Below are 26,777 nucleotides of genomic sequence, written 5' to 3'. Positions count from 1 at the left end.
ATCCGCATCCTCGGTGCGGATTGCACCTTTCAAGTCCAGAGGTAAGCCGTGTTCCCCGTTTCCGCGCTCGACATGGGCGCCGCCATGAAAACCCTGGTGCTGACGCTCGACCTGGTCGGCACCTTCGTGTTTGCCCTGAGCGGCGCCACCGCCGGCCTGCGGCGCCAGCTCGACCTGTTCGGCGTGCTGGTGCTGTCCTTCGTCGCCGCCACCTCGGGCGGCATCGTGCGCGACCTCCTGATCGGCGCCACGCCGCCGGCCGCCTTCACCGACTGGCGCTATCTTGGCGTGTCGCTGCTGGCCGGGATGGCGATCTTCTTCTGGTCGCCCGCCCTGCACCGCCTGCGCCACCCGGTGCTGGTGTTCGACGGCGCCGGCCTGGCCCTGTTCTGCGTCGCCGGCGCCCAGAAGGCGCTGGTGTTCGGCCTGGAGCCGGTGATGGCGGCGCTGCTCGGCATGTTGACCGGCATCGGCGGCGGCGTCGCGCGCGACGTGCTGCTGTCGAACGTGCCGGCCGTGTTCAGGTCGGATATCTACGCCGTCGCCGCACTGGCCGGCGCCACCGTGGTGGTGGCCGGCGACGCACTGGGGCTGCCCAGCACCCCGACCGCACTGGCCGGCGCCGCCCTGTGCTTCGGCCTGCGCCTGGCGGCCATCCGCTATGGCTGGCACTTGCCGACGGCACGCGCGCCGGAACAGGCCGAGGGCGAGCAGGAGGCGGGCCGCGACGGCCGCTAGAAGTACTTGGAAAGGTAGAACGCGCCGGAGTCCGGGAAGATCGTCACGATGCGCGCATTGCCCAGTGTCGGCAGCAGGCGGGCGATCCCCGCCGCCACGCAGGCGCTCGAACCGCCGGCCAGGATGCCCTCTTCGCGCGCCAGCCGGTGGATCCAGGCCAGCGCTTCTTCGTCGGGCACCTGGACCACGTCGTCGACTACCGCCGGCTCGAACACGGGCGAGGCACAGCCCTTGCCGACGCCCTCGATCGCGCTGGAGAATTCGCCGCCCGCCGGCAGGTCGGTCACCAGTTTCCGATACGCCGAATCCAGCGGCTCGACCCCGATCACGCGGATCGCCGGATTTCGCTCCTTGAGGTAGCGCCCGATGCCCGAGATCGTCCCGCCCGAGCCTACGCCGCACACGAAGACGTCGATCTGGCCTTCCATCTGCGCCCACAGTTCGGGCGCGGTGTCGCCGTAGTGGGCCTGGCTGTTGAGGGTCGAGCGGTATTGGTCGAGGTGGTGGGCGCCACCCTGGCGGGCGATCTCCAGGGCCGTCTCCTGGTAGTCGGGACCGCGCTCGCCGTCGCATACGCGCACCGTGGCGCCATAGGCTTCGATGCGCCGGATCTTTTCACGGCTGGTGGCGACGGGGACGGCGACCTCGCAGTCCAGCCCAAGCACGGCGCTGGCCATGGCCAAGGCAGCGCCCGTATTGCCGGAAGACGCCTCGACCACGCGCCCCGCCTGCGGCGGCAGCTTGCGCAGCATGGCCCTCACCATGCGGTCCTTGATGCTGCCGCCGGGATTCATGAATTCCAGCTTGGCCACCACGTTGGCGTCCGCGAATACACGGCCAAGCCTGACCACGGGGGTGTTGCCGATCGCTTCCATGACAGATGACTTGATGTGGGATTGCACGCCACTTCCTTTCGAACGGGACCCGCACATGCCCTATCCGTCCAGCGGATATGCCGGCTGCATGCGAGGCACAACGAACAAGCGCCCGCACAAGGGCGGGCGCTGACGGCGCATCGTCATAACAGGATGCGATTCGATTGTAGTGCTTAATCTGCGTCAATGTCAGGAATTTTTTCTGCGCTATTTCCCCTAAGTTATGAGGTTCGACCGCTTCAGGTGCGCGCACCGAGACCGAAGCCCGGTTCCAGCTGACCTGTGACCGACGGCTCAACCGGTTCGCGCTGCAGCACCTTGCGGTACAAGACCCCGGCCAGTGCACCGCCGAGCAAGGGAGCGAGCCAGAACAACCATAGCTGGGCCATCGCCCAGCCGCCGACGAACAGCGCCGGGCCGGTGCTGCGCGCCGGGTTGACCGAGGTATTCGTCACCGGGATGCTGATCAGGTGCACCAGGGCCAGCGCCAGGCCGATGGCGATGCCGGCGAAGCCGACCGGCGCCCGCGTGTGGGTCGCACCCAGCACCACCAGCACGAACATGAAGCTCATCACCAGCTCGCACACGAAGGCCGCCTCGAGCGAATAGCCGCCAGGCGAGTGCGCGCCATAGCCATTCGCCGCGAAGCCGGCCTGGACATCGAAGCCGGCCTTGCCGCTGGCGATCACATAGATCAGGGCTGCGGCCAGCACGGCGCCGGCTACCTGCGCCACGACGTAGGGCGCCAGGTGGCGCGCCGGGAAGCGGCCGCCGGCCCACAGGCCCACCGACACGGCGGGATTGAAATGGCCGCCCGAGATCGGGCCGAGCGCATAGGCCGCCGTCAGCACGGTCAGGCCGAAGGCCAGCGAGACCCCGGTCAGGCCGATCCCGACCTCGGGAAAGGTCGCGGCCAGCACGGCGCTGCCGCAGCCGCCCAGCACCAGCCAGAATGTGCCGATGAACTCGGCCAGTAGTTTGTTCAACATGACGCCCTCCCCCATCGTGCCGGGCGCACGTACGGCGCGCGCCTGCGGATTGCCATCGTGCTCTGGCCGGTGGCAAGTGCCTATTGGACCAAAGGGCGATGGGGAGAATGGGGCTCGGGACCGAACGCGGGCGCCCTCAGCCACCGTCCTTGTCGACGCCGTCGCCGGCGAACACCGCGCCCGCCTCGAGCTCCAGGGTCTCGCGCACCAGCTGGGCCAGCGACGTCGCGCCCATCTTTTCCATCACCCGGGCGCGGTGCACCTTGATCGTCTTTTCGGCGATGCCCAGGTCGAAGGCGATCTGCTTGTTCAGGCGGCCCGAGACCACATGGCGCAGCACCTGCTGCTCGCGCCGGGTCAGCGTATCAAGGTGGGCGCGGATGCGCTGCAGCTCGCGCCGCACCGCGCGCTCATGGGCGTCGCGCGCCAGCGCATGCCGGACGGCGGCCACGAAACTGTCCGCCTCGAGCGGCTTGAGCAGGAAGTCGTCGGCCCCGGCCTTCATGGCCCGCACGCCCAGTTCGACGTCACCGCCGCCGGCGACGAACACGATGGCGCGCTCGGCGCCGCCCTGCTGGAGTTCGCGTAGCAGCGCCAGGCCGTCCAGGCCTGGCATGCGCACATCGATCACGGCGCAGCCGGGCATCGCGGGATCGTGGGCGCGCAGGAAACCGTCGGTGCGGTCGAATGCGGCGGCACGCAGGCCCACGGCCTGCAGCAGGCACGCCATGTAATCCAGCGTCCCGGCATCGCCATCGACAAGATAGGTCAGGGGTTCGATCGTATGCATAGGCAACTCCCGCTGCAAGCGTGCACCGGATGCCGCCGCCCTCGCGCGGCACCTGCGACTTCCGCTGTCAATCACCATCTGCGCATCGAGCGCGGTGCAGACGATTCTAGATGCGCGCCCACCCTCGCACGGGAGGACAGGTGGCATATTTGATATGTCACAAACATCGGGTGCGCTTAGCCAGCCTCCTGCGAAACCAATCTTGAGTAACGCGGTCGCACAGCATCTGTCTTTCCGCGCACCCCGGTTCTGACCGCACTGCGCTTGTAGAAATGCTCATCAGAAGCGGAAGCCGACACCGATATACAGGCCCTGCATCGTCGTGTCGAGTTCGATGCGTTCGCCACTGTACTTGGTCTTGAGTTGGCGGTAGCCGAACTTGATCGAGCGGTCCGGCCGCCAGGCATAGCTGGCGCCTACCAGCAACTGCCAGGCGTAATCGCTGCCGTCGAAAGTGCCGACATCGAGGTAGCCGACCAGGTTCCAGCCCGGGTCGAGCGGATAGTGCCCGCGCACGCCGATATAGGGATCGAGCGCATCCTTGCTCTGGCCGCGCTCGACGCCGCCCAGTCCGAGCGTCGGCTTCAGGTAATTGAAGCGCAGGCCGGCGATCAGGTCGACCGGCGCCGGCCCCTCGAGCGCACGCCAGGCGCCGCCCAGCATATACATTTGCTGCACCGCTTCCACGTCCACCGTGCCGCGGGGGCTGGCGACGTCATCCGAGAGCTTGATGTAGATGGCGTCGAACAGGATGCCCCAGCGCCCCTTGCGCGCTTCGAAGGCGCCGGTCAATCCGAAATCGATCTTGTCCACCAGGTCGGAAAAGCTGTGGTCGCTTTCGACCGACAGGTCGCCCACCCTGGTGGCGCCGTCGAGGCCGGCGGCCCACAGATACGGCGACGCCTCGTACTCCCAATGCTCGCCAGCCTGGCCCTGGGCGGCGCACTGGCCCGCCCAGGCCGTCAACATTGCGCACGCTCCCAGCGCAGCTGCCGTCTTGCTCGTGAGACGAATGTTCATGCCAACCTCCGATAGTCAGGACCTGCGATGGAGAAGGAGTGCGGCCACTTGCTAGGGCAGCCCGATGAACAGGTACAGCGACGAACGCCCGCCCTGCGCCAGCCCGGCGCCGAAGTACAGCGGGCCCAGCGGCGTCATGCCGCCCAGGTAGATGGAGGCCGCGGCTTGCCAGCCGTCGAGCCCTGTCTCGGTGTAGCGATTGCGCGCACTGCCCGCCTCGAGCGACATGCCGATGCGCAGGTCGCCGCTCAGCCCCAGCGGCATGCGGCCGATAATCTTTTCCCCGCGCAGGATGGCAAAGCGCACATCGTCGGCAAGGATCTGATTGCGCACATAGCCGGACAGGTTCAGGAAGCCGCCGAGCGCCCCCGCTTCGGCCAGCGGCAGCCGCCCGTCGGTCGAGCCGGTATAGTGCAGCCGGCCGTTGAGCACGTAATCGCCCCAGACACGCGCCGCGCGCAGCTCGGTCACCAGGCGGCTGTAGTCGCCGTGGTCATGCCGAAACCAGGCTGCGCGCGCCGACCAGCCGCGGCTGGGAAAGAAGGCGCGGTCGAGCTGGTCGAAGTCGGCCACGACCTGCCAGCCACGCAGGGTTGTCTCGCCGGTCGGCAAGGTCGCCGGCCCGGTCTCGACCGTGGCGTCGTATTTGCGCACTGTCCGTTCCAGGCGCAACTGGCCGGCGGTGCCGGCATTCATGCCAAGTCCAAGGCTGGCGCCGCGGTTGCGCAAACGGTATTCGGCGATGCGGCTGTCGTTCTGGTAGACATTGAGCCGGTCGCGTGCCACGGCCAGCGCCGGCTGGACGAAGAAGCGCTGGCGCGCCTCGATCGGCTGGTAGAACTGGGTGAATAGCGTGGCGCGTTCGCCGATCTGGACCCCGGACAGCCATTCGCCACCGAGCGGGTTGAGCCATTTGCGGTGATAGGCCATGCGCAGCGCGAAGTCGTTTTCCTTGTTCGAGGCCTGCAGGTCCACACCGAAGCGCAGGTAATCCGGCCCCCAGCTCTTCTCGGCGGGCGTAACCTGCAGGATGCGCCGCGCGCGGGTGCCCAGCAGCGCATAGTCGACGCTCTCGAAGTCGCCTTCGCCATACACCTTGGCCAGGCCAGCCTCGAGGCGCACGGTGTCGAGCGGCTGGCCGGGCGCAATATCGAGGTGGTCATGCACCAGCACCGGGTTGACATGGCGCAGCCCGGCGATCACGACGCCATCGATGGGCTCCGCCGGCTGCGGCGGGCCGCGCAGGCGGGCGGTCCACGCCGCGTAGTCGGCGGCGGGCAGCGCAAGGCGCGCCAGCTGCGGCGCCACCGCCTCGGCCGCCTTCTTGCCGCGCGCCGCGCCCTCGCGGAACTTGCCGAAATCGGCCGCCGTGATGCCCTTCAGGTCGGGCTGGATATAGATGTCGCGCGGTCCCAGCAAGGCGCGCGAAGCCTGGGCGTTCTGCTCTGTGAGGATATTGATCATTTGCAGGGACACGCTGGCCAGCGACTCCACCTGCTGCGGCTGCAGCAGCGGCGAGCCGACGTCGACCGCGATGACGACGTCGGCCTGGCAGCGCTCGCGCACCTCGCGCACCGGCAGGTTGTCGACCAGGCCGCCGTCGACCAGGTAGCGTCCCTTGTAGGGCACCGGGGCCAGCACCGCCGGCACGCTCATGCTGGCGCGCATGGCGGCCGCCAGCTCGCCGCTACGGAACACCACCCGCTCGCCGGTGCCGATGTCGGTGGCCATGATCGACAGCGGCAGCGGCAGGCTCTCGATGGTGCGTTCGCCGCGATCGGCGCCGACCAGGGAGTTGAAGAACAGCTTGATCTTCTGACCGCCGACCAGGCCGCGCGCCATGCGCAGGCCGTCCGGGGTGACGCCCGCTTCCAGGCTGGGGTAATAGCTTTGCGCCAAGCGCCGCTCGCGGTAATTGGTCTCGCTGCGGGCCGGGTCGTCGTCGAACAGGTCGTGCCAGTCGACCTTGCCCATGCGCTCGAGCATCTGCGGCGGCGCGAGCCCGCCGAGCCAGGCGCCCGCGACCAGCGAGCCCATGCTGGTGCCGGCAACACAATGGACCGGCACCCGCAAGGCGTCGAGTACCTCCAGCACGCCGACGTGGGCGGTGCCGCGCGCCCCGCCGCCGCCCAGCACGAGGCCGATGCGCGGCCCCGGCTGCGCCCATGCCGAGGGCCAGGCCGAGATCAGGGTGAGCGCCAATAGCAAGGCCAGGCGCAGGCAGGTGCTCGCCGTCATTGTCCTCATGTCCTTTGCACTGTCGTGGCCGTCGATCGGCTTTGCGGTAGGACCAAAGGACAATAGGCTTGTTCCGTCGAATCGCCCAAGATGACGATGGCCATCAGACTTTTGAGGGATCCTTCAAATGAAAACTACCTTCGGCACAGTGCTTGCGGTCATGGCGCTGGCAGGCTGCCAATCGAGCCAGACCACGCAACCTGGCGATGTCGGTACGGCCCAGGCCCAGCGCTCGGGTTTCCTGGGCGACTATTCCCAGCTCAAGCCGGCGCCCGACCGCGACGGCGTCGAGCTGTACATCGACCGCTCGGTCGACTACACGCGCTACACCAAGCTGCTGCTCGATCCGATCCAGGTGCTGGCCACGCCCGCGCCCGGCCAGCCGCCGCCCGCACCCGACGCGGTCGCGCGCATGAGCGCCGACTTCCAGCAGTCGCTGCAGCGGGCGCTGGCGCCGACCTACCAGGTCGTCACCGCAGCCGGTCCCGACGTGCTGCGCGTGCGCATCGCGATCACCAATCTGCAGACCGTCAAGCCGCCCACCGGCGCCAGCGACTTCCTGCCGATCAAGGCGCTGTACAACGCCGGGCGCGCGGCGGCCGGCACCTCGCCGCGCCTGGTCGAGATGACCGCCGAGATGGAAGCGCTGGCGCCGGATGGCCGGCGGGTCGTCGCCGCCACCGCCACCCGGCGCGGCGACCAGACCCTGCCGCAGGGCGAACAGATCACCTGGGCCGAGCTGCAGTCGATCAGCGACTACTGGGCGGGCAACTTCCGCACCCGGCTCGACGAAATGCGGGGAAGCGGGACGGCGCGCGCCAGCGCCGACGAATAGGACGCTGCCATGTCCATGGCCCGCCAGCTGTCCAGCGCCGCCCTGCTCGCAGCCTGCATCAGCGGCGCCCAGGCCCAGCGCCCGGTCGCCTATCCATCCCAGGGCCAGGGCCAGGCGCGCCAGGACCGCGATGACGGCGAATGCCAGGTCTGGGCCAGGAAGGAGACCGGCGTCGATCCGGCCGCGCTCGCGGCCAATCCTCCGCGATCGGCGCCGGCGTCGGCACCCTGGCCGGCGGCCACCGCGCGCGACAGAACCAGGCCGGCCGCAATGCGGCCAACGCCGGCGCGCAGCAGTCCGCCCTCGACGAATACAACCGCGCCTGGAATGCCTGCATGCGCGGGCGCGGCTATACCGTTGAGTAATCACGTCCTCAGGATGCAGCGAAAGCCGAGATGGCAGGTCGCGGTGTCGAGCGGATGCGGGTAGCGCGCCGCCGGCCGGTAGCGCCGGCAGTAATTCGGTGCACACAGGTGCGAGCCGCCCTTGATGGTCTTGCGCGCGATCCTTTGAGCACCGCCAGGCTGGCCCGCCTGGTAACTGCCGTCAAGGGCGCCGCCGCGCGGATCGAGCGGCACGCAGCAGGCCTTGTGCGCGGCCGCCGGATGGCGCGCCCGGTACCAGTCCGCCGTCCATTCCCAGACGTTGCCCGCCATCTGGTACAGGCCATAGCCGTTGGGCGCGAAGGCGCGCACCGGCATCGTGCCCGCCGCGGTCGAGGGCGGCAGCCGCTGCCAGGGGAACTGGCCGTGCCAGGTATTCGCCATCGGGGCGCCGTCGGGCAAGAAGTCGGCGCCCCACACGTAGTCGGCGCCATCCAGGCCGCCGCGCGCCGCGAATTCCCATTCGGCCTCGGTCGGCAGCTCCAGACCGGCCCAGCGCGCATAGGCCAGCGCATCCTCGTGCACCACCTGCACCACCGGATGGTCGTCCAGGCCCGCCAGCGAACTGTCTGGCCCGCGCGGATGTTTCCAGTCGGCGCCACCCACATAGGCCCACCAGTTGCCAATGTCGCGCAGGTCGACCCGCCCCGGCGGCTTGAAGAACACCATCCCGCCCGGCACCAGCATGCCGGGAATCGCCCCCGGATACAGGGCCGGATCGGGATCGCGCTCGGCCAGCGTCACATAGCCGGTGGCGTCGACGAAGCGCGCGAAGTCGGCGTTGGTGACGACCGTCACGGCCATCCAGAAGCCGGACACCCGCACCGGGTGCGACGGCGCCTCCTCGGGATAGTGGCGGTCGGACCCCATCCGGAACTGTCCGCCGGGGATCCAGGCCAGGCCCGGCCGCGGCGCCGGGCCCGGGGCCGGCGCCGCGGCCAGCCAGGCGGCGCGGCGGTCGATGCCGGCCGCCGCCAGGATGACTGTTTCCTGCATATGCTCCTCCTTCAGTGATAGGCGCCGCCGGCCGCATCGTTCATCTTCTCGAGCGCCTGGTCGATCGTGAAGCTGGCCGCCTTCTGGCGCGGCGGGAAATCCTTGAACGTTTCCAGGAAATCGGTCACGATGGCCTGCCCCGCCAGGGCCAGGTAGCCGTTGTGGGCGTACCAATCCCAGTAGCTGTTCGACGTGATGTCGGCCCGCTCGAAGGGGTCGGTGCGCAGGTTGTACAGCTTGGGGATGCGTAGCGGGATGAAAGGATCCACCCACACCTGCAAGGTCCCGGCCACGCGCTGCTCCATGAACACCAGCTTCCAGTGGTCGAAGCGCAGCGCCACCAGGTCGCCGTCGTCCGAGAAGTAGATGAAGCCCTTGCGCGGCGACTTCGCCTCGTCGCCGCTGAGATAGGGCAGCAGGTTGTAGCCGTCCAGATGCACGCAGAAGCGCTTGTCGCCGGCCTGGTGACCGGCCTTGCACTTGTTGACGATGTCCGGCTCGCCGGCCATGGCCAGGAAGGTCGGCAGCCAGTCATGGTGCTGCACGATTTCGTTGGACACGACCCCGGCCGGGATGCGGCCTGGCCAGCGCACCGCCATCGGCACCCGGAATGCGCCTTCCCAGTTGGTGTTCTTCTCGCTGCGAAACGGCGTCATGGCGCCGTCGGGCCAGGTATTCATGTGCGGCCCGTTGTCCGTGCCGTACATGACGAAGGTGTCGTCGGCGATGCCCAGCCGGTCCAGCAGGTCGAGCAGCCGGCCCACGTCGCGGTCATGGTCGATCATGGTGTCGTGATAGGGCGACTGCCAGCGTCCGGCCTGGCCGACGCTTTCCGGCTTGGTGTGGGTGAACAGGTGCATATGGGTAGTGTTGACCCAGCAGAAGAAGGGCTGGCCCTCGCCGTGCTTGCGCGTGATGAAATCCTCGGCAGCGTCCACGAACTCGTCGTCGCAGGTCTCCATGCGCTTGGCCGTGAGCGGGCCGGTATCCTCGATGCGCTGGCGCCCCACCCTGCCCCAGCGCGGCAAGGTGGTGTCGTCGTCCTGGTCCGAGGCCCAGGAGCGCAACACGCCGCGCGGGCCGAAGCGCGCACGGTACTCGGGAAAGTCCTCGACTTTCGGATAGTTGGGCGATTCCGGGTCCTCCTCGGCGTTGAGGTGGTAGAGATTGCCGAAGAACTCGTCGAATCCATGCACCGTGGGCAAGAATTCGTTGCGGTCTCCCAGGTGGTTCTTGCCGAACTGGGCGGTCGCATAGCCGAGCGGCTTGAGCAGGTCGGCGATGCTCGGGTCCTCGGCGCGCAGGCCGATCGGTGCGCCTGGTATGCCTACCTTCGACAAGCCGGTGCGAAACACGCTCTGGCCGGTGATGAAGGACGAGCGTCCCGCGGTGCAGGATTGCTCGCCGTAGCAGTCGGTGAAGCGCATGCCCTCGTTGGCGATGCGGTCGATGTTCGGCGTCCGGTAGCCCATCAGGCCGTCCGAATAACAACTCAGGTTGGTAATGCCGATATCGTCGCCCCAGATCACCAGGATGTTCGGCCTGGCGCCGGAGGATGTCGATGTTTGTGCCATCGTGCTCTCCTTCGTGTTGAAAGATGAAAAAATCAGGCGACCGGCCCGAAGCCGATCACCATGTCCCCGATCGCGAACAGCCCGATCAACAGCATGGCCAGCGCCACCAGCAGGGTCAGCGACACCGGAAAGGCGCTCTGGGCGTGGATCAGGCCCTCGGCCGCCATCTCGCTGCGTTCCTTGCGCAGGCCGCGCATGAACGCCACGTGAAAGCCGATGCCGCACACCAGCATCGCGATCCCGAGCAGCACCAGCGACACCCCGAAGCCCCGCGCCGCGCCCCCGCCCTCCACGAGCACCTTGGCCTGGGCCAGCTTGAGGAACAGCTGGAAGATCGTGAAGCCAAAGCTGATCAGCGACAGCGAGGTGCGGATCACCGACATCAGGGTGCGGTCGGCGCTCATGCGGGTGCGCTGGAACGACATGCCGGTGCGGCGCGCCGACAGCTCGACCGCCGGGTCCTCGAAGGGATTGCCGCTGCGCGGCGCGGAGACGGTATCCATGTCCTCTATCCCTCAGTCCACCGGTTCGGCTGGCGGGAAGGTCCATTCTCCGGACACCAGCTCGGGCCGTGGCCGATACAGGCGCACGGTGTAGTTCCAGCCTGGCATCACCGGCAGGCAGTTGACGGCGCTGGCATGCTCATGGTCGTTGCCGCAGCCGCCGAACTGCACCAGCACCGTGCCGTCCATGTCGCGCCGCGCCGTGTAGCCGTTTACCGTGTAGGCGTCGCGCGCATTCGGCTCGAAATAGCCGCGCGCGTTGTAGACGCTGATCGACCAGAAGCCGTCTACCGGCACCTCGCCCAGTCGCAGCCGGTGCACGGTGCGGCCGTCGTTGCGCGCCGGCGCCACGCCGAGGTAGATCGCGTGCTGCTCGGGATTGCCGCCCCAGCCGACGGCGGTGCCGACCAGGTGGCGCACCGGATCGACCTGCTCGCGGGTGCCGAAGGTGCGGTGTGAATCCGGCAGGCTGGCGCCCAGCGCGACCAGTGCGTCGCGCACCCGGCCCTGACTGGTCGCGTCCCAATCCGGGACCTCGAAGCGCCCGGCCCGCGCCTGGTCGATCGCGATCCGGTCCTGCAGCGCGTGCGCGCGCTCGAAGTCGCCCGGCGCGGTGGGATCGACCAGGGTGCGCACCGCCACCATCATGTAGCGCGTGCCGACCCGGTCGCGGCTGAAGGTAACCGTCCCGCCATACCAGACGCCGAATGCGTAGTGGTCCTCGTCCAGCGCCATCAGCGACATGAAGCGCGCGCCGGCATCGGGCAGCGTGATCGTGACGGGGCCGGCGTCGAGATCGAGCACGGCGGCTGAATACAAGGTGTCGCGGTTGGCCCGCACCACCGCCTGGGCATCGATCGGCATCAGCTCGCGCCGGTGATCGAACCTGCCGATGCCGCCAGCCAGCTTGATCGTCGAGGCGAAATACATATCGCTCTCGGCGCGCGTGAAGTTGTCGATATTTACCGCAACCGGCTGGACGCGCGCCAGCTCGGGGTTGATCGGTTTGTTCATGGTGTCCTCCCCATTCGCCTGGAAGCGGCTAGCGCCGCCGGAAGCCGCCGCCGCGATGGCCGCCGAAATTGCGCTGCAGGTTCATCGCGGAGCGGTCGAAGTTACGGGTACGCATGTCGCCCATCTGGCGCGCACCGCGATCGCCATCGAGCCGCTGGCGCATCGTCGCGGCGCCCTGCCTGTCGCCGGCGGCGCTCCAGCCCTGGGCGCCGTGCCGCTCCCAGCCGGCGCCGGTATTGCGGTACACCTGGCCGTCGCGCCCGGCATACACATCGTTACCGACCCGCGCCACCGCGCCGCCCCCGGCGCCGCGCGCGCCGGCCACCCGTTCGGCCTGGCCGCTGGCGCGGTCGACCACCACACCGCTTCCGCCCTGCACCGCCCTGCCGCTCGCCGGGTCGGCGATCACGCCGCGCCGGCCAGCGGCCGCGACGCCGCGCGCGGGGTCGGCCGCAATCCCGCGTCCGCCGGCGGCCACCGCGCCGCGCGGCCCCTGGGCCACGCCGCGTGCGCCGGCCGCGAACTCACCGGTGTACACATTGCGCACCGCGCTGCGCTGGCCGGCGGACGCCACGCCGGTGCGCGAGTTATACGAAGAGCCGACCCGGCTGGCCCAGGCATTGCCGCTCCAGGCATCGAAGCCGCCCGCGGCGCGCCCCACGCTGGCGCGATTGCCCCACTGCGAATAGATATTGCCCGTATAGCCCGCCCAGCCACGCGCACCCCAGGCGACGGCGCCGCCGCGCGCGCCATAGGCGGCGCCCCATGCCGGCGCCGCCCACGCGCCCCAGTAGGGATAAGCGCCCCAACCCCAGCCGCAGGACGAGGTGGCCGCGCCCCAGGCCCAGCCCAGGCCGAAGGCCACCGCCCAGCCGGTCCAGGGCGTGTAGGCCACCGACGCGCCATAGCCATAGGTGACGGGCGTGCCATACCAGTAGCTGCCCATCCAGGGCTGGTAGGCATAGCCGGTGCCGTAGACCACGACGCCGCTGCCGGGATCGACCAGGGTGCCCTGGTAGGCCGGGGTATAGCCGACGGTCACACTGCCGTCCTCGACGCCGTAGATGCGCACCGCGGTCACGTAGTACAGCGGCGACTCGGGCGGGATCGCATAGATCTCGGCCGGCACGCTCGTCGCCACCCGGTACGGGCCGGCGGGTGCGCTGGCGCTGAACCAGACGCCGTCCTGCACCGCGTAGTAGCTGCTTGGCCCGGCCTCGATAATGGTGGTGGCAGTATTGACAATGTAGCGCAACGAGGTGCCGGCGATCGGCCTGAACTGGGGAGCGCCGTCGAACACCGGCGCCGGCAAGGTGGTTTGCGCGACCTGCACCGTCGCCGTCTGCGGAATGGCGGCCGCGATCGCCGCCTCGCGCGCCTGGGCCGTGCCGGCCACCGAGGACTTGACGTTCTCCTTGGCGCTATCGTCCGGAATCGCCGCGAAATCGGGCGGCAGCGCGGATGGCGCCACGTACTCCCAGGGGCCGCCCTCGTCGGCCGCGCGGAACCAGCGGCCCGAAGCCAGCACATAGCTGCGGTTGTCGGTTGTCGACTTGAACATGTTACCGGTGGTGTTGTCGACGTACAGCAGGCGGGTGCCGGCGATCGGGACGTAGCGCGGGGCGCCGTCGGTCACCACCAGTTCGGTCGGCGCGGTGGCGACGTAAATCGCCGGCGCCCCGGCGGCCAGGCGCGGCGCCGGATCGTCCGGCCCCGCCTGGCCGGTCAGCGGATCGGCCAGGTGCGCGTCCGATACCTGGCGCCAGGCCCGTTCGAGCTCGGCGCCGGGCGCGGCCAGCACGCTCCAACGGCCGTCCAGGGCCGGCGCGCTCATCCAGCCATCGAAGATCTTGAGGTAGTGCACGCCGCGCGCATCGCGCAGCAGCAGCGGCCGGGTATTGATCACGCGCTCGAGCGGCAAATCGGCCAGGCGGCGGTAGACCGGCGCGCCGTCGATGCTCACCAGGAGCGCCGGCACGCTGGAAAAGACGAAGCGCGGCGGCGTATTGCGCAGCGCTTGCTGCGCACCCGCGCGCCCGGCGCCGAGCACCTGCAGGTCCGCCTCCAGGCGGTCGAGTTCGAGGGTACGCGAACGGCCTGCGAGTTCGGCGCGGATCGCCGCCTCCCAGGCGCCCTTTTCGGCGGCAGAGGCGGAAGGAAACTCGGACTGCACGATGCGCGCCTGGGCCAGGGTCACGCCCCGGGTGCCCTTGTCGACCAGGGTGTCGGCCTCGAGCGTGACGACGCCATAGCGGGTACCCGGCGGCTCGCCACCGCTGGCCCCGACGGCGGCGCGCGCCTGCAGCCGCGCGCCATCCCAGGCGTCGAGCTGGGGCTGGTACATGGTCAGGGTGGTGGCGCCGGCGCGCACCTGGCGCGGCCAGGGCGCGGCTTCCGGTGGCGCGGCATCTTCCTGCGGCGCCTGCGCGGCCGCCTGCGGGTTTTCCGGCAGGCTTTCCTGCGGCCCTTGCGCCGCGCACGACACGCCGGCTGCCAGCACCACCGCCAGCGCAAGCAGCGAGCCGGGCCTCATTGCAGCACCCCCGCGGCCGGCGCGAACACGGTGCGCCAGGCGCCGGCCATGCCGGCCACGATCCAGCCATCGCGGGCCGCCCGCAGCAGGGCCTCCTCGGCGCCGCCGGTATAGGCATATTCGCGCTCGGCGTCGTCGTGGTGGATCAGCAGGCACATCGAAGCGCCGGTTCCGCGCGCGCAGTAATCGAGCATCTGGATGTCGCCGTTGGCGTTCCCGGCGGCGAAGATCGGCCGCCGTCCCAGCCGGCTCCAGATGCGAACCGGCTTCATCGGTCCGTCGTCGAACACCTCGACCGCGGCGGTATGGACGATGTCCCCCACGTCCTCGCGGTACTCGAGCGCGACCGAACTGCCGACCACGTTCTCGGGCGGGATCCCGTACACCTCCTCGGTCACCGTGCGCATGAAGTCGCGCGTGCCGCCGCTGGCGATGCAGTTGGTGAAGCCATGCCCGGCCAGGTAGTGCAGCAGCTCGGTCATCGGCGCATAGGTGCATTCCAGATAGGGCCGGCCCAGTTGCGGATGGCGCCCGGCGCGCAGGAAGTCGGCGGCCGCGCGCGCGAAGTCATCGGTGCTGAGGCCCACATAGCACTGCAGCAGGCCATCGACCATGGCGTGCAGGGCGGTGTCGTCGCCCCGGTAGTGCTGCTCGATGGCGGCGCCCAGCCACGCATAGTCGCGCGCCATTACCGCCTTCCAGGGCTGGCGCTCGGCCAGCTTTGGCTCGCGTTCGGCCATGCGCGCGAGCTGGCGGAACAGGAACTCGGCCTGGATCGGGCCGGGCTTCTCGCACCACAACGTACCGTCGTTGTCGAACACGGCGATCCGGCCGGACGGCGGCACATGGGCGCTCGACTCTTCGTCCGTCACTCGCCGCACGAAGGCGATGATCTCGTCGCGCGCGGGACCGTCGGTCCAGGATGGCAGCACCGTTGTCATTGGCGTCTCCTCATTGCGGCACCAGCGTGTGGCGCCGCAGCCAAAGCTGGTAGGGAATGGCCGCCAGCAGGCCGACGATGACGAATAGCAGGACCGTCGCCCGCACCTCATCGCCCAGCGAGTTGGCGCTGGCGACGAGCATCGCAATGCCGGGATGGCGCGTCGCACTCGACAGCGCCAGCGCGACCCGGTCGTGCGGCTCCGGCCCTCCCAGCAGGTGGCCGGCCACCAGGCCCGCCAGCACCACGGCCAGGATGACCAGCACCGTACCGTCGCCGACCAGGCGCGCCAGCTCGGGCGCCGCGCTCACCAGCACCGGCAGGCAGGCCAGCGCCAGAAAGCCGACGGCGACATTGCCGACCACCGGCGCGGCGTGCGCGGCCGGACCGGGCGCCAGCGCGCGCAGGCCCAGGCCGAGTCCCAGCGGCACGAACAGGGAAACGAACACCAGCTGCGCCACCGCCAGCGGGTCCACCGCGGCGTGGGCATCGAACAGCCAAGCCAGGATCGCCACCGCCGCCGGCACCGTCACGATCGACAGCACGCCGACCGCCACCAGCAGGCCATAGGCATAGGGCTTGCGCCCGCCGGACCGGATTTCCCTGGGCAGCGCGAGCGGCGGCAGCGGCGATACCGCCATCAGCACGATCGCGATCTCGACCGATTCCTTCAGCGGCAGCAGCGCCACCAGCAGCGCCGCGACCAGCGGCACCACGACCACCACCGCCAGCAGGGCGCGCGCCAGAAGTCGCGGACGGCGTAGTACGTACAGGCCGTCGCCCCTGGCGATGTCCAGGCCGATGCTCAGCGCCAGCAGCAGCAGGCTCGCATGCAGCGCCAGCGCCACCAGCTCGTGCAACATGTCCATGTATGGTCTCCCCAGCCGGCCCCCGTCCACAGTGCGCCGACCGTCCACCGATGTTAGCCGCGGCGAGCGCGCGGCGGCATTGGACCATGGTCCCAAGGAATAAACGTGTTGGACGAAAGTCCAATAGCGCCGGCGTCAAGGGCGGCGTTAGGCTGTGACAGCCCGCAGCGGCGCCTGCATCCAACTGCCCATCCACTTCCCTATGAGGTCATCATGAAGGCACAACCAGGCAACACGAGACGCTTGCTGATGCCGACCATCCTGGGCGCCACGCTGGCGCTGGCCGCCTGCGCCGGGCAGCCCACCCGCGACGAGACTCAAGCTCGAGTCGACGCCGCCCAGGCCACCCTGAACAACTTCGTGCGCGATCCCGACATGGGCTGGTTCCGCGAACACGTCGGCCACGCCAAAGCGGTCCTGATCAGTCCCGACATCGTGCAGGCCGGCTTCATCGTCGGCGGCTCGGGCGGCTCGGCGGTCCTCATCGCGCGCAAGGGCGATGCCTGGGCCGGGCCGGCCTTCTACCGCATCGCGGCCGGCTCCATCGGACTGCAGGCCGGCGCCCAGGCGTCCGAGATGGTGGCCCTGGTGATGACCGAGAAGGGCCTCAATTCACTGCTGTCGACCACGTTCAAGCTGGGCGCCGACGTGAGCGTCGCCGCCGGCCCGGTCGGCGCCGGCACCGGTGCGCCGCTCAATGCCGACATGGTGGTGTACACGCGCTCGAAGGGCCTGTATGGCGGCCTGAACCTGGATGGAACCGTGATCTCGGTCGACGACGGCCGCAACCACGCCTATTACGGCGCGGGGGCAACGCCGGTCGAGATCCTGGTCACGCGCAGCGTCAGCAATCCGCAAGGCCAGACGCTGGCCCGGGTCGCGTCCAGCGCGGTCAACGGCGACGCTGGCGATCAGTAAGGGCGCGCCAGCAGGCGGCGCAGCTGGGCCGCCTGGTAGGCGCCGAAGGTGTCGCCGAACAGGCAGCGGATCAAGGGGTCGTCGACCAGTTCGGCATCTTGCAGTGCTTGCTCGGTCTCGGCATCGAAGACGGCGCCGTTGATGCGCACATACATCGAGGTCAGCGATTCTCCGAGCGCCAGCGCCGCATGCAGCTTGGCGGACGGCACCTCTGTAGTCCAGCTGAGCGGGCCCGCATCGGCACCAGGATCCAGCAGGACCGCGCGCTCGCCGTCGAGGCGGTAGTGATAGTCGCGCGCCTCGCCCGCATGGTCGAATATCGACAGACGCCAGATGCGGGGCCGCTCGAAGTAGTCCGAGTCCGCCTCGGTCGCGCCGTAGCGTTCGGCCAGCCCGCGCAGGCAGTAATCCGTCACGATTGCCTGTTCCTCCGGCGTCAGGGGTGCGAAATGGCGGGCGATCTCGCCAGTAGACGGCGGCGCCGCATTGCCTTCGTAGACGTAGTCGACGTCTTGCGCGCCCACCGGAATGACCCAGGCCAGCGGCGGCGCCGGGTGCAGGCCGCCGGCATCGAGCCGCATCGATACCGAGGGGTTCAGGCGCACCACCTGCGCCTCCGGCATGGCCGCTCCCACCTCCTGCGCAAAGCGGGCGTAGGAGATCGGGAAGAAGGCGCGGTTATACCAGGACCACGGCTCTTGCTGGAACTGGCAGGAGCTCGGCACGATGTAGCGCGGCGCCAGCGCGCGCAGCTGGGCGATCCATTCTTCCGGCAGGCCGGGCGGCGCGGCGGCGTGGCGCGACGGCGCCAGCACCTCGAGCTCGCGCATGGTCTGGAACGGCCACAGCACCATGTCCCACGGTCCCTGCGCGACCAGCTTGGCCAGCGTGTCGTCGTCGATCCAGGAGTCGACCACGTTCAGCACATTCATGCCGGCCGCGCGCACCTGGAACATCGAATCGACGTCGATATCCATCGCCTCGCGCGGGATGACGGTGAACGGGCCCACCTCGACCTCCCGGTCCAGCGCCAGCGCATGGACGCTGGTGAATCCCAGCTGGCGCAGCATGTCGAACAGCGCCTCGAACTGGCAATACAGGTAGATCGGCGTAGCGCGCTCCAACAGGTCCAGGCTCTCGAGCGAGCAATGGTCGTCGTGGAAGTGCGAGATGAAGACGGCGTCGAAACGCTGGCGCCGGATGGCATCCAGGTCGAAGCGCACGTCGGGGAAGGCGTGGCAGTTGCGGCTGAAGGGATTCTCGAAGATGGTATCGAAGGCGATACGGCTGCCCCCGTACTCGAAGACATACCCCGCGTGCAGGATCCTCGATATCGTCAGCTCCGCCATGTCCTGTCCCCTCCCGGTGAAAGGCGGCATTCTACACGCCGGCCGCCTGCCGCAGCCCGTCTGGCTGTAGAATCGCGTCTTTGCCCGGCCGCATCCCATGTCGACATCGCACTCCCAGCAGACGCACTCGGAACTGATCCTCGGACTCGACGACCGTCCGCCTCCGCTGCTCGGCATGCTGGCCGCCCTGCAGCACCTGCTGGCCATCATCGTCCCCATCGTCACACCGGGCCTCCTGATCTGCCAGGCGCTGGGCGTGTCCAGCCGCGACACCAACCTGATCGTCTCGATGTCGCTGGTGATCTCGGGCATCGCCACCTTCGTGCAATGCCGCCGCTTTGGCCCGTTCGGCGCGGGGCTGCTGATCGTACAGGGCACCAGCTTCAACTTCGTCGGCCCGCTGATCGCCGGCGGCGCCCTGATGGTCAAGCAGGGCACGCCGGTGGAGGCGGTGATGGCGGCGATCTTCGGCGTCGTGGTGGCCGGCTCCTTCATCGAAATGGGCGTCTCGCGCGTGCTGCCCTTCGTCAAACGCCTGATCACGCCGCTGGTCACGGGCATCGTAGTGCTGATGATCGGTCTCACCCTGATCAAGGTCGGCCTGATCAGCATGGGCGGCGGCTACGCGGCCATGGCCAACGGCAGCTTCGCCAACGGCGAGAACCTGCTGCTTTCCGGCGTGGTGCTGGCCATCATCGTGATCCTGAACCGGGTGCCGGTGGTCTGGATGCGCAGCGCCGCCATCGTCATTGCGCTGGCCGTCGGCTACGCGCTGGCCGGCTGGATGGGACGCCTGGACTTTACCGGCATGCACGAGGCGCCGCTGTTCCAGGTGCCCACGCCCCTGCACTTCGGCCTGGGCTTCTCATGGTCGCTGTTCATCCCGATGATCGTGATCTACCTGGTCACCTCGCTGGAAGCGGTCGGCGACGTGACGGCCACCAGCAAGGTCTCGCGCCAGCCGGTCGAGGGGCCGCTGTGGATGCAGCGCATCAAGGGCGGGGTGCTGGTGAACGGCGCCAACTCCCTGCTGGCCGGCATCTTCAACACCTTCCCCAGCTCGATCTTCGCCCAGAACAACGGCGTGATCCAGCTGACCGGCATCGCCAGCCGCCACGTCGGCATGTGGATCGCCCTGTTCCTGGTGATCCTGGGCCTGTTCCCGGCCGTCGCCGGCGTGATCCAGGCAGTGCCGGAGCCGGTGCTGGGCGGCGCCGCCATGGTCATGTTCGGCGCCGTCGCTGCGGCCGGCATCAACATCCTGGCCAGCGTCACGCTCGACCGCCGCGCGCTGCTGGTGATCGCGGTATCGCTGGCGCTGGGGCTGGGCGTGTCCCAGGTGCCCGAATTCCTGGCCCATATGCCGGCCGCGGTGCGCAACGTGCTCGAATCGGGCGTCGCCACCGGCGGCCTGTGCGCGCTACTGCTGAACTGGTTCCTGCCCGAGCAGGCAGCAGGCCCGAAAGAATCGCAATGAACTGGAAGCGGCTGGCCAGGGGCTTGCTGGCGCCGCCGGTCGTGGCGGTGACGGCGTGGGGCGCACTGGCGCTGCGGTTCCAGCTGGCGCCGTCGCCTGCGCTGGCCATCGGCGGCGCCTGGACCCTGCTCGGCCTGGCCGTGGCGCTGGTCCTGGCGCGTGCGCCGGGCTGGCGGTACGAACGCAGGCTGCTGCTGGCGGGCGCGCTGGCAGCGCTTGCGATGCTGGGGTGGTGGCAGTCGCTCGCGCCGTCGCACGATCGACCGTGGGCCGACGACGTCGCGCGCCTGCTGGAATCGACGGTCGACGGCGACCACCTGGAGCTGCGCAATGTGCGCGCCTTCGAGTGGCGCACCGAGACCGACTACACGCCGCGCTGGGAAACCCGGCGCTACGACCTGTCACGGCTCGAGTCGGCCGACCTGGTCCTGTCCTACTGGATGGGACCGCACATCGCCCACACCCTGGTGTCGTTCGGCTTCAGCGACGGGCAAAGGCTGGTGTTCTCGCTCGAGATCCGCAAGGAGCGTGACGAGGAATTTTCCGCCATCGGCGGGTTCTTCCGCAAGTTCGAGCAGGTGATCGTCGCGTCCGACGAGCGCGACCTGATCCGCACGCGCAGCAACGCGCGCGGCGAGCAAGTCTATCTGTACCGGCTGCGGGCGACGCCCGCGCAGCTGCGTTCGGTGCTGCTGGACTACCTGGCGCGCGCCGAGCGGCTACGGCGCCAGCCGGAGTTCTACAATACCCTGACCAGCAACTGCACCACGATCCTGTTCGAGGTGGCGCGCCAGATCGATCCCGCCCTGCCGCTCGACTACCGCCTGCTGGCGTCGGGGCACTTCGCCGAATACGCGTACGACCAGGGCGCGCTGACCTCGGGCCTGCCCTACGCGGTCTTGCGCGAGCGTGGCCACATCAATGCGCGCGCAAAAGCTTCCGATACCAATGCGCACGACTTTTCGCAGGCGATCCGGGCCGGCGTGCCGGGCATTGCCGCGCCAACTGTTCCCGATCAACTGTTGAAGATCAATAGGCGTTGACCCCTCATCGATAGAATCGACTCAGGTTCGATTTGCTCCTGCGACGCTGCCAGGAATCGATAAGGAAACGCAATGGTATCGGGTCGACATCCGCCGTGGCAACGCCAGCCTGGACCCGCGGCCCAGGACGGCGCGTTCGCCATCATGTTCGTGCCGTTGCTGGTGCTGGTGGTGGCGTTTGCCGGCCTGGCGCTGGACATGGGCATGGTCTACAACCGCAAGGTCGAGCTGAGCGGCATGGCCAAGGCCGCCGCGCTGGCCGCGGCCAAGGAACTCAACGGCAAGAGCAGCGGCATCACGGCCGCCAGGACCCGTGCACGCGAAGCCGCCGAGCGCTTCACCTATAGCTACGGCACCGCGATTGCATGGAGCGAGTCCGCCCTCAGCTTCGGCACCACGCCGGCGCGCGGCGGCGCCTGGGTCGGCGCTGACGGGGCCGGCAACGGCGCCGCCTACTTCTATGCGAAGGTGGATACCGCGGCGCTCGGCGCGGAGACCGCCAGTATCAGCACCATCTTCATGCGCGTCCTCTCGAGCAGCCTGGCCACGATCGAAGTGGCCGACACGGCGATCGCCGGCCGCGCCGGCATCCAGGCAGTGCCGCTCGCCATCTGCGCGATGTCGGAGACCGCGGCCAGCGAACGCTCCAACTCCGACCTGAGCCAACACGAACTGGTCGAGTACGGCTTCCGGCGCGGCATCAGCTACGACCTAATGCAGCTCAACCCGAGAGCCACCACAGCCGCGCGCTACATGATCAATCCGGTCATCCCGCCGGGCATGGCCAGCACCTCGTTCAATACGGGCATCCTGGGACCCTTCGTGTGCGCCGGCTCCCTGTGGATGCCCCGTCTGACCGGCGGCCCGATCCGGGTATCGTCGCTGCCGGCGACTGCGCCGCTGGCCGGACTGGCCACCCAGCTCAACTCGCGCTTCGATGACTACAGCCATAACCTGTGCTTTCCCGCCGGCGGCGCTCCCGATACCAATATCCGCGCCTATGCCTACGACACCGCCGGCGGCGCACCGTGGATGTCCCCGGCCACCGGCCTTCTCGCCGCCAGGACCACTATCGAACGCGGCCGGCTCGAGACCGTGGCCGATATTCCCCATCCGGGCAGCGGGATGGCCGGCGTCAACGCCGGCTCCTTCGGGCCGCTGTGGTCGTACGCCAAGGCCGTCAGATTCTCGTCATACAGCGCCGGCGTTCCCGAGCCGTCCGGCGGCTACACGCCGTTCGCCACCGCCGACTGGCCCAAGCTGTACCGGACCGACATTGCGGCCAACAAATATCCCGGCTCGGGCCAGTACACGCCTTACTATCCATACAACACCATGAACCCGCCCACGGTGTCCGCGCCATCGAGCCTGCGCGAGAACTACGCCACGCCGCTGCGGCGGGTGCTGTACGTGCCCTTGCTGTCGTGTGCGGGCGCGGCGCCGTCCGGCTCCAACGTCGAGGCCACCGTCCTCGGGATCGGGAAGTTCTTCATGACGGTGCCCGCCACCAGCGACACCCTCATTGCCGAATTCGCCGGTACGGCATCCGAGCAGGCGATCCCCGGCGCAGTGGAGCTCTATCCATGAACCTCGCACTCCCTTGGCGCCGGCAACGCGGCGTCGCCGCCGTGGAATTCGCCGTCCTTCTGCCATGCCTGGCGCTCGTACTGGCGTCCCTGATCCTGTGCGCCCGCTTGATGTGGCACTACACCGTCGCGCACAAGGCGGCGCAGGACGCGGCGCGCTACATGGCCACGGTGCCGGCCGTCGAGATGCGCTCGCCCGCCCTGGCCGTCGAGGCGAAGGCGGTGGCGGTCGAGATCGCGAAAAGGGAAATGGTCGACCTGGCGCTGGGCCGGAACGCGGCAACCACCGACGTGCAATGCGACAGCTACAACTGCGGCTTCTTGATCGGCGAAGTGCCGAGCACGGTCAAGGTCGCGCTGGCGCTCCGGATCCGCGATCCCATCTTCAATCTCTATCTCGGGCCGTACGGCTTGCCGATCGTGGTCAACGTGGTGGAGCCCTATGTCGGCAAGTAATCCAGCCAGGCCGCGCACGCTGCGCCGCCAGCGCGGCACCGCCGCCGTCGAGTTCGCGCTGCTCGCGTGGATATTCTTCCTGCTCATCTTCGGCATCATCGAGGTCGCGCGCATGCTTTACATCTACGGCACGCTGCAGGAAGTGACCCGCCGAGCCGCCTCCAGCGCCGCGCACGTGTACCCGACCGACAGTGCAGGCATCGCCCGGCTCAAGTACGCGGCGGTGTTTCGCACCAGCCCCGGCGAGCTGCCGCTGGCGTCGCCGGTATCTGACGCCCACCTGCAGATCGACTACCTGGCCCTGACTCGCGACCCCGACGACGATAAGCTGAGCCTGGCGCTGGTCGCCCCGGGTTCGATACCCAACTCGGCGGCACGCAACCGGCAAATCTGCATGGCCAATCCGAATGCCGCGAACTGCATCCGTTTCGTCCAGGTGCGCGTCTGCGGCAGCGCCGACGACGGCGCCGGCGAGTGCCCGCGGGTGCGCTCGCGCATCCTGCTGCCGTTCGTCGACATGCGCGTGCCGCTGCACCGGGCGACCACGATCGTGCCGGTGGAATCGTTCGGCTACCAGGCCGGCGAATCCCCCTGCCCCTGCCCCTGAAAAGGGTCAGCGCGCCTGCAGGGCCGCGATCCGCTCTTCGATCGGCGGATGGCTCGAGAACAGCGCCATCGCGCCGCCCTTGCCCGAGATGCCGAATGCGCTCATATTCTTCGGCAGCTCGCCTTCGGCCATGCCGCCCAGGCGGCGCAGGGCCGCGACCATCGGCTGCGACTGGCCCATGATGTTGGCAGCGCCGCGGTCGGCGCGGAACTCGCGCTGGCGCGAGAACCAGGCCACGATGATGCTGGCCAGGATGCCGAACACGATCTCGCACACGATCACGGTGACCATGTAGCCGATGCCGGGACCGGTGTTTTCCTCGTCATTCTTGCGCAGCATGCCATCCACGAAGTAGCCGACGATGCGCGCGATGAAGATCACGAAGGTGTTGACCACGCCCTGGATCAGGGTCAGCGTGACCATGTCGCCGTTGGCGATGTGGGCCACCTCGTGCGCCAGCACGGCCTCGACTTCCTGCTCGGTCATCGACTGCAGCAGGCCGGTCGACACCGCGACCAGCGACGAGTTCCTGGTGGCGCCGGTGGCGAAGGCGTTCGGTTCGCCCTCATAGATCGCCACCTCGGGCATGCCGATGCCGGCGCGCTGGGCCTGGGCCGCCACGGTGTTGAGCAGCCACTGTTCGGTCGAGTTGGACGGCTGGGTGATCACGCGGGCCTTGGTCGACCACTTGGCGATCGGCTTGGACAGCAGCAGCGAGATGAAGGCGCCGCCGAAGCCCATCAGGCCGGCGAACATCAGCAGCTTGGTCAGATCCAGGCCGTTCGAGGTGAGGAAGCGGTTCACGCCCAGCAGGCTGGCGGTGATGCCCAGCACCAGCATGATGCCCAGGTTAGTCGCGATAAACAAAAGAGTACGTTTCATGATGTCCTTCTTGGTACGGTTGCGGTAAAAAAATGGGTTCAGGCGGCCTGCTCGGCGTCGTCGGTCACGATGCGCTGGACCAGCACCTTGGCGATGCGGCGCTCCTCCACGCTCAGGATGCGATAGCGCAGGCCGTCGATCTCGATCTCCTGGCCCGGCTCCGGCATGCTCTCGAAGCGCGCCAGCAGGAAGCCGGCCAGCGAGGTGTAGTCATCGTCGATGCTCACCAGGCCCTCGGTCTCCAGCACCTGCTCCAGCTGGTGCAGGTCGGCCGTGCCGATCACTTCCCACTCGCCGGGACCCTTGGGCTGGATCGCCAGCTGCTCGTCCTCGTCGGGGAACTCACCGGCGATCGCCTCCAGGATGTCAACCGGGGTCAAGAGGCCCTGGACGATGCCGAATTCGTCGGTCACCAGCACCAGCTGGCCGTGGGCGCGCTTGAGCGTGTCCATGGCCTTGAGCACGCCGGCGGTATCGGGCAGCAGGATCGGTTTCCTTATTGGACCATTGGGACCATTGGAGCCATTGCCGTCGACGACTTCGTCGTCGATGCGCGCCTGCAGCACCAGCTGGCTGATCAGGTCCTTGGTGCGGGCGATGCCGACCAGGTTGTCGAGCTGGCCGCGGCAGACCGGCATCCGGCTGTGCGGCGACTCCTGCAACTGGCGCAGGATGTCGTCGGCCTCGTCGTCGAGATTCACCCAGGACATCTCCGAACGCGGCGTCATGATCGAACGGATCGAGCGGTCGGCCAGGGTCAGCACGCCGCTGACCATATTGCGCTCCTCGACGCCGAAGGCCTGTGCTTCTTCCTGCTCCTCGTCGTGGGCATCCGGCTCGGCATCCTGGCGCCGCTTGCCGCCCATCAGGCGCAGCACGGTGTCGGCGGTGCGGTCGCGCAGCGGCATGCGCGCCTCGTTCTTGAGGAAGTTACGGCGCGCGAACTGGTTCAGGGCTTCGATCAGGATCGAGAAACCGATCGCGGCGTACAGATAACCTTTCGGGATGTGGAAGCCCAGGCCCTCGGCCACCAGCGACAGGCCGATCATCAAGAGGAAAGAGAGGCACAGCACGACCACGGTCGGATGCGCATTGACGAAGCGGGTCAGCGGCTTGGACGCCAGGATCATGACGCCGATCGAGATGATCACGGCCGCCATCATGACGCCCAGCTCATCGACCATGCCGACCGCGGTGATCACGGCGTCGAGCGAGAACACGGCGTCCAGCACCACGATCTGCACGATCACGGCGCCGAAGCTGGCATACACCTTCGACTGGGTGTGGACATGGGTCACGCCTTCCAGGCGTTCGTGCAGCTCGACGGTGGCCTTGAACAGCAGGAACACGCCGCCCAGCAGCAGGATCAGGTCGCGCCCGGAGGGCGACCATGGCCCCAGCGCGAACAGCGGCGTGGTAAGCGTCACCAGCCAGGAAACGATGGTCAACAGGCCCAGGCGCATCAGCATGGCCAGGGTCAGGCCGATCAGGCGCGCCTTGTCGCGCTGGTGCGGCGGCAGCTTGTCGGCCAGGATCGCGATGAAGATCAGGTTGTCGATGCCCAGGACGATTTCCAGGACAACGAGTGTGAGCAGACCCGCCCAGATTGCCGGGTCGAATAGCCATTCCATGGTATTACCTCGTTATTTTGCTAAATGTGTGTCGCGGCCGCGATCGCGGGCACGGCGGCGCAGTCGGGTGACGTGCGCCGCGATGCGGGGATCGTGATCGGCCAGGGGCGCCGCGCAGGCGGCGAAGCAGGCCCTCAGGCCATGCGCGGGGGTTTTAGCGGTGGAAACGAGGAGTGATTGGCGCGTGGCGGCGCCGGGGGCGCGATCGCGCCTCCCGGGGCGCCGTCCACTTGCAGGCCGAGGTCTTCGTAGACGGAGTCGTGGACATCGGCGCCGGCTGGCGGCTCATCGGGATCGATCTCGCAGCCGGCCTGGCAATCGTAGCCGCCCGACAGGTAGGCATCGGCGAACAGGGGCACGGCCGCATCGGTCTCGAGCGCAGCAGTGTGGATGAGGACTTCGGAAGGTGTGACGTGTTCCGTCGCGCCGGCCGGCTGCATCGCGGATGCGGCCATGGCCAGGGCAAACATGTTCAGGGGGAGCAGCAGGGTCAGGCAGATGACGAAAAATCGTCTCATATACAGTGCGAGA

Annotated in this window: 25 protein-coding genes; 9 read left to right on the top strand and 16 right to left on the bottom strand. The window is 68.6% G+C overall.

Translation table 11 applies throughout. The features are described 5' to 3' along the window. The first annotated feature begins 48 nt into the window (after positions 1–48). Entirely contained in the window at positions 49–738 is a 690-nt protein-coding gene (locus SOM28_RS03275) for a trimeric intracellular cation channel family protein (RefSeq protein ID WP_320467180.1), read from the top strand. Here SOM28_RS03275 and SOM28_RS03270 read toward each other — a convergent pair. From SOM28_RS03270 to SOM28_RS03250, 5 genes are all read right to left on the bottom strand, one after another. Then, entirely contained in the window at positions 735–1,640 is a 906-nt protein-coding gene (locus SOM28_RS03270; RefSeq protein WP_320467179.1) for a PLP-dependent cysteine synthase family protein, read from the bottom strand. The two genes, SOM28_RS03275 and SOM28_RS03270, sit on opposite strands and share 4 nt — an antisense overlap. 212 nt (positions 1,641–1,852) lie before the next feature. Next, positions 1,853–2,602 carry an aquaporin Z gene (aqpZ, locus tag SOM28_RS03265; RefSeq protein WP_147937415.1) on the bottom strand — a complete coding sequence of 250 codons (750 nt, stop codon included), beginning with the start codon at positions 2,600–2,602 and terminating at the stop codon, positions 1,853–1,855. A 136-nt stretch (positions 2,603–2,738) separates the two neighbouring features. Further along, a complete protein-coding gene (locus SOM28_RS03260; protein ID WP_183407516.1) occupies positions 2,739–3,392 on the bottom strand; it encodes a response regulator transcription factor in 654 nt (217 codons plus the stop codon). A 279-nt stretch (positions 3,393–3,671) separates the two neighbouring features. After that, positions 3,672–4,412 carry a porin family protein gene (locus tag SOM28_RS03255; RefSeq protein ID WP_320467178.1) on the bottom strand — a complete coding sequence of 247 codons (741 nt, stop codon included), beginning with the start codon at positions 4,410–4,412 and terminating at the stop codon, positions 3,672–3,674. 51 nt (positions 4,413–4,463) lie between these two features. After that, entirely contained in the window at positions 4,464–6,650 is a 2,187-nt protein-coding gene (locus SOM28_RS03250) for a patatin-like phospholipase family protein (RefSeq protein WP_320467177.1), read from the bottom strand. A 127-nt stretch (positions 6,651–6,777) separates the two neighbouring features. Here SOM28_RS03250 and SOM28_RS03245 point away from each other — a divergent pair, with 127 nt between their 5' ends. Further along, complete coding sequence (locus SOM28_RS03245) at positions 6,778–7,485, top strand: DUF3313 domain-containing protein (RefSeq protein WP_320467176.1); 708 nt, start codon at positions 6,778–6,780, stop codon at positions 7,483–7,485. Positions 7,486–7,625: 140 nt separating this feature from the next. Continuing rightward, positions 7,626–7,850 carry a hypothetical protein gene (locus SOM28_RS03240; RefSeq protein WP_307719556.1) on the top strand — a complete coding sequence of 75 codons (225 nt, stop codon included), beginning with the start codon at positions 7,626–7,628 and terminating at the stop codon, positions 7,848–7,850. On the opposite strand, the gene SOM28_RS03235 is transcribed toward SOM28_RS03240, so the two are convergent. Genes SOM28_RS03235 through SOM28_RS03205 form a run of 7 tightly spaced genes read right to left on the bottom strand, consistent with a single transcriptional unit; the run spans position 7,851 to position 16,297 of the window. Continuing rightward, positions 7,851–8,864, bottom strand: a complete 1,014-nt coding sequence (locus tag SOM28_RS03235) for a formylglycine-generating enzyme family protein (protein ID WP_320467175.1) — start codon at positions 8,862–8,864, stop codon at positions 7,851–7,853. Positions 8,865–8,875: 11 nt separating this feature from the next. After that, positions 8,876–10,438 (bottom strand): arylsulfatase, encoded by a 1,563-nt coding sequence (locus SOM28_RS03230; protein WP_123071199.1) that lies wholly within the window; start codon positions 10,436–10,438, stop codon positions 8,876–8,878. Positions 10,439–10,470: 32 nt separating this feature from the next. Beyond that, positions 10,471–10,941 (bottom strand): YidH family protein, encoded by a 471-nt coding sequence (locus tag SOM28_RS03225; protein ID WP_221176204.1) that lies wholly within the window; start codon positions 10,939–10,941, stop codon positions 10,471–10,473. A 12-nt stretch (positions 10,942–10,953) separates the two neighbouring features. Next, entirely contained in the window at positions 10,954–11,955 is a 1,002-nt protein-coding gene (locus SOM28_RS03220; RefSeq protein WP_320467174.1) for a DUF1254 domain-containing protein, read from the bottom strand. Positions 11,956–11,983: 28 nt separating this feature from the next. Further along, a complete protein-coding gene (locus SOM28_RS03215) occupies positions 11,984–14,488 on the bottom strand; it encodes an autotransporter (protein ID WP_320467173.1) in 2,505 nt (834 codons plus the stop codon). Then, positions 14,485–15,429: an HAD family hydrolase gene (locus tag SOM28_RS03210; RefSeq protein WP_320467172.1), complete on the bottom strand. Its 945-nt coding sequence runs from the start codon at positions 15,427–15,429 to the stop codon at positions 14,485–14,487. Before SOM28_RS03210 ends, SOM28_RS03215 begins: the two co-directional genes overlap by 4 nt. 10 nt (positions 15,430–15,439) lie before the next feature. Then, positions 15,440–16,297: a hypothetical protein gene (locus SOM28_RS03205; RefSeq protein ID WP_320467171.1), complete on the bottom strand. Its 858-nt coding sequence runs from the start codon at positions 16,295–16,297 to the stop codon at positions 15,440–15,442. Between the two features lie 213 nt (positions 16,298–16,510). On the opposite strand from SOM28_RS03205, the gene SOM28_RS03200 reads away from it, so the two are divergent. Next, positions 16,511–17,215, top strand: a complete 705-nt coding sequence (locus SOM28_RS03200) for a lipid-binding SYLF domain-containing protein (RefSeq protein ID WP_320467170.1) — start codon at positions 16,511–16,513, stop codon at positions 17,213–17,215. Here SOM28_RS03200 and SOM28_RS03195 read toward each other — a convergent pair. Continuing rightward, entirely contained in the window at positions 17,209–18,564 is a 1,356-nt protein-coding gene (locus SOM28_RS03195) for an MBL fold metallo-hydrolase (RefSeq protein WP_320467169.1), read from the bottom strand. The two genes, SOM28_RS03200 and SOM28_RS03195, sit on opposite strands and share 7 nt — an antisense overlap. Before the next feature lie 97 nt (positions 18,565–18,661). Here SOM28_RS03195 and SOM28_RS03190 point away from each other — a divergent pair, with 97 nt between their 5' ends. The 5 genes from SOM28_RS03190 to SOM28_RS03170 all read left to right on the top strand — a co-directional run bounded on the left by SOM28_RS03190 (position 18,662) and on the right by SOM28_RS03170 (position 23,733). After that, positions 18,662–20,041 carry a nucleobase:cation symporter-2 family protein gene (locus tag SOM28_RS03190; RefSeq protein ID WP_320467168.1) on the top strand — a complete coding sequence of 460 codons (1,380 nt, stop codon included), beginning with the start codon at positions 18,662–18,664 and terminating at the stop codon, positions 20,039–20,041. Then, positions 20,038–21,084 carry an Lnb N-terminal periplasmic domain-containing protein gene (locus SOM28_RS03185; protein WP_320467167.1) on the top strand — a complete coding sequence of 349 codons (1,047 nt, stop codon included), beginning with the start codon at positions 20,038–20,040 and terminating at the stop codon, positions 21,082–21,084. The genes SOM28_RS03190 and SOM28_RS03185 overlap by 4 nt, the downstream gene beginning before the upstream one ends. Before the next feature lie 72 nt (positions 21,085–21,156). Further along, positions 21,157–22,671: a pilus assembly protein TadG-related protein gene (locus SOM28_RS03180; RefSeq protein ID WP_320467166.1), complete on the top strand. Its 1,515-nt coding sequence runs from the start codon at positions 21,157–21,159 to the stop codon at positions 22,669–22,671. Further along, on the top strand, positions 22,668–23,126 hold the full coding sequence (locus tag SOM28_RS03175) for a TadE/TadG family type IV pilus assembly protein (RefSeq protein WP_123068102.1): 459 nt from the start codon (positions 22,668–22,670) through the stop codon (positions 23,124–23,126). The genes SOM28_RS03180 and SOM28_RS03175 overlap by 4 nt, the downstream gene beginning before the upstream one ends. Further along, complete coding sequence (locus SOM28_RS03170) at positions 23,113–23,733, top strand: TadE/TadG family type IV pilus assembly protein (protein ID WP_123068101.1); 621 nt, start codon at positions 23,113–23,115, stop codon at positions 23,731–23,733. The genes SOM28_RS03175 and SOM28_RS03170 overlap by 14 nt, the downstream gene beginning before the upstream one ends. A 6-nt stretch (positions 23,734–23,739) precedes the next feature. On the opposite strand, the gene htpX is transcribed toward SOM28_RS03170, so the two are convergent. The 3 genes from htpX to SOM28_RS03155 form a co-directional block, all read right to left on the bottom strand. Next, entirely contained in the window at positions 23,740–24,615 is an 876-nt protein-coding gene (gene htpX, locus SOM28_RS03165) for a protease HtpX (RefSeq protein WP_123068100.1), read from the bottom strand. Positions 24,616–24,653: 38 nt separating this feature from the next. Then, entirely contained in the window at positions 24,654–26,246 is a 1,593-nt protein-coding gene (locus SOM28_RS03160) for a TerC family protein (protein WP_320467165.1), read from the bottom strand. Between the two features lie 134 nt (positions 26,247–26,380). Next, positions 26,381–26,764: a hypothetical protein gene (locus SOM28_RS03155; protein ID WP_123068098.1), complete on the bottom strand. Its 384-nt coding sequence runs from the start codon at positions 26,762–26,764 to the stop codon at positions 26,381–26,383. Positions 26,765–26,777: the final 13 nt, after the last annotated feature.

This window comes from Massilia sp. CFBP9026, from assembly GCF_034045165.1.
Classification (GTDB): Bacteria; Pseudomonadota; Gammaproteobacteria; order Burkholderiales; family Burkholderiaceae_D; genus Telluria; species Telluria arenae.
The sequence above is the reverse complement of the archived record's forward strand: the minus strand, read 5'-3'. Positions and strand labels throughout refer to the sequence as shown.

Bases quoted from the DNA above. Each gene is read 5' to 3' on its own strand.
- SOM28_RS03250 (WP_320467177.1), bottom strand. From the start codon at position 6,650: ATGACGGCGAGCACCTGCCTGCGCCTGGCCTTGCTATTGGCGCTCACC.
- SOM28_RS03235 (WP_320467175.1), bottom strand. From the start codon at position 8,864: ATGCAGGAAACAGTCATCCTGGCGGCGGCCGGCATCGACCGCCGCGCC.
- SOM28_RS03185 (WP_320467167.1), top strand. From the start codon at position 20,038: ATGAACTGGAAGCGGCTGGCCAGGGGCTTGCTGGCGCCGCCGGTCGTG.
- SOM28_RS03245 (WP_320467176.1), top strand. From the start codon at position 6,778: ATGAAAACTACCTTCGGCACAGTGCTTGCGGTCATGGCGCTGGCAGGC.
- SOM28_RS03175 (WP_123068102.1), top strand. From the start codon at position 22,668: ATGAACCTCGCACTCCCTTGGCGCCGGCAACGCGGCGTCGCCGCCGTG.
- SOM28_RS03215 (WP_320467173.1), bottom strand. From the start codon at position 14,488: ATGAGGCCCGGCTCGCTGCTTGCGCTGGCGGTGGTGCTGGCAGCCGGC.
- SOM28_RS03195 (WP_320467169.1), bottom strand. From the start codon at position 18,564: ATGGCGGAGCTGACGATATCGAGGATCCTGCACGCGGGGTATGTCTTC.
- SOM28_RS03180 (WP_320467166.1), top strand. From the start codon at position 21,157: ATGGTATCGGGTCGACATCCGCCGTGGCAACGCCAGCCTGGACCCGCG.
- SOM28_RS03255 (WP_320467178.1), bottom strand. From the start codon at position 4,412: ATGAACATTCGTCTCACGAGCAAGACGGCAGCTGCGCTGGGAGCGTGC.
- htpX (WP_123068100.1), bottom strand. From the start codon at position 24,615: ATGAAACGTACTCTTTTGTTTATCGCGACTAACCTGGGCATCATGCTG.
- SOM28_RS03205 (WP_320467171.1), bottom strand. From the start codon at position 16,297: ATGGACATGTTGCACGAGCTGGTGGCGCTGGCGCTGCATGCGAGCCTG.
- SOM28_RS03200 (WP_320467170.1), top strand. From the start codon at position 16,511: ATGAAGGCACAACCAGGCAACACGAGACGCTTGCTGATGCCGACCATC.
- SOM28_RS03160 (WP_320467165.1), bottom strand. From the start codon at position 26,246: ATGGAATGGCTATTCGACCCGGCAATCTGGGCGGGTCTGCTCACACTC.
- aqpZ (WP_147937415.1), bottom strand. From the start codon at position 2,602: ATGTTGAACAAACTACTGGCCGAGTTCATCGGCACATTCTGGCTGGTG.
- SOM28_RS03220 (WP_320467174.1), bottom strand. From the start codon at position 11,955: ATGAACAAACCGATCAACCCCGAGCTGGCGCGCGTCCAGCCGGTTGCG.
- SOM28_RS03210 (WP_320467172.1), bottom strand. From the start codon at position 15,429: ATGACAACGGTGCTGCCATCCTGGACCGACGGTCCCGCGCGCGACGAG.
- SOM28_RS03260 (WP_183407516.1), bottom strand. From the start codon at position 3,392: ATGCATACGATCGAACCCCTGACCTATCTTGTCGATGGCGATGCCGGG.
- SOM28_RS03240 (WP_307719556.1), top strand. From the start codon at position 7,626: ATGCCAGGTCTGGGCCAGGAAGGAGACCGGCGTCGATCCGGCCGCGCT.
- SOM28_RS03190 (WP_320467168.1), top strand. From the start codon at position 18,662: ATGTCGACATCGCACTCCCAGCAGACGCACTCGGAACTGATCCTCGGA.
- SOM28_RS03170 (WP_123068101.1), top strand. From the start codon at position 23,113: ATGTCGGCAAGTAATCCAGCCAGGCCGCGCACGCTGCGCCGCCAGCGC.
- SOM28_RS03155 (WP_123068098.1), bottom strand. From the start codon at position 26,764: ATGAGACGATTTTTCGTCATCTGCCTGACCCTGCTGCTCCCCCTGAAC.
- SOM28_RS03230 (WP_123071199.1), bottom strand. From the start codon at position 10,438: ATGGCACAAACATCGACATCCTCCGGCGCCAGGCCGAACATCCTGGTG.
- SOM28_RS03225 (WP_221176204.1), bottom strand. From the start codon at position 10,941: ATGGATACCGTCTCCGCGCCGCGCAGCGGCAATCCCTTCGAGGACCCG.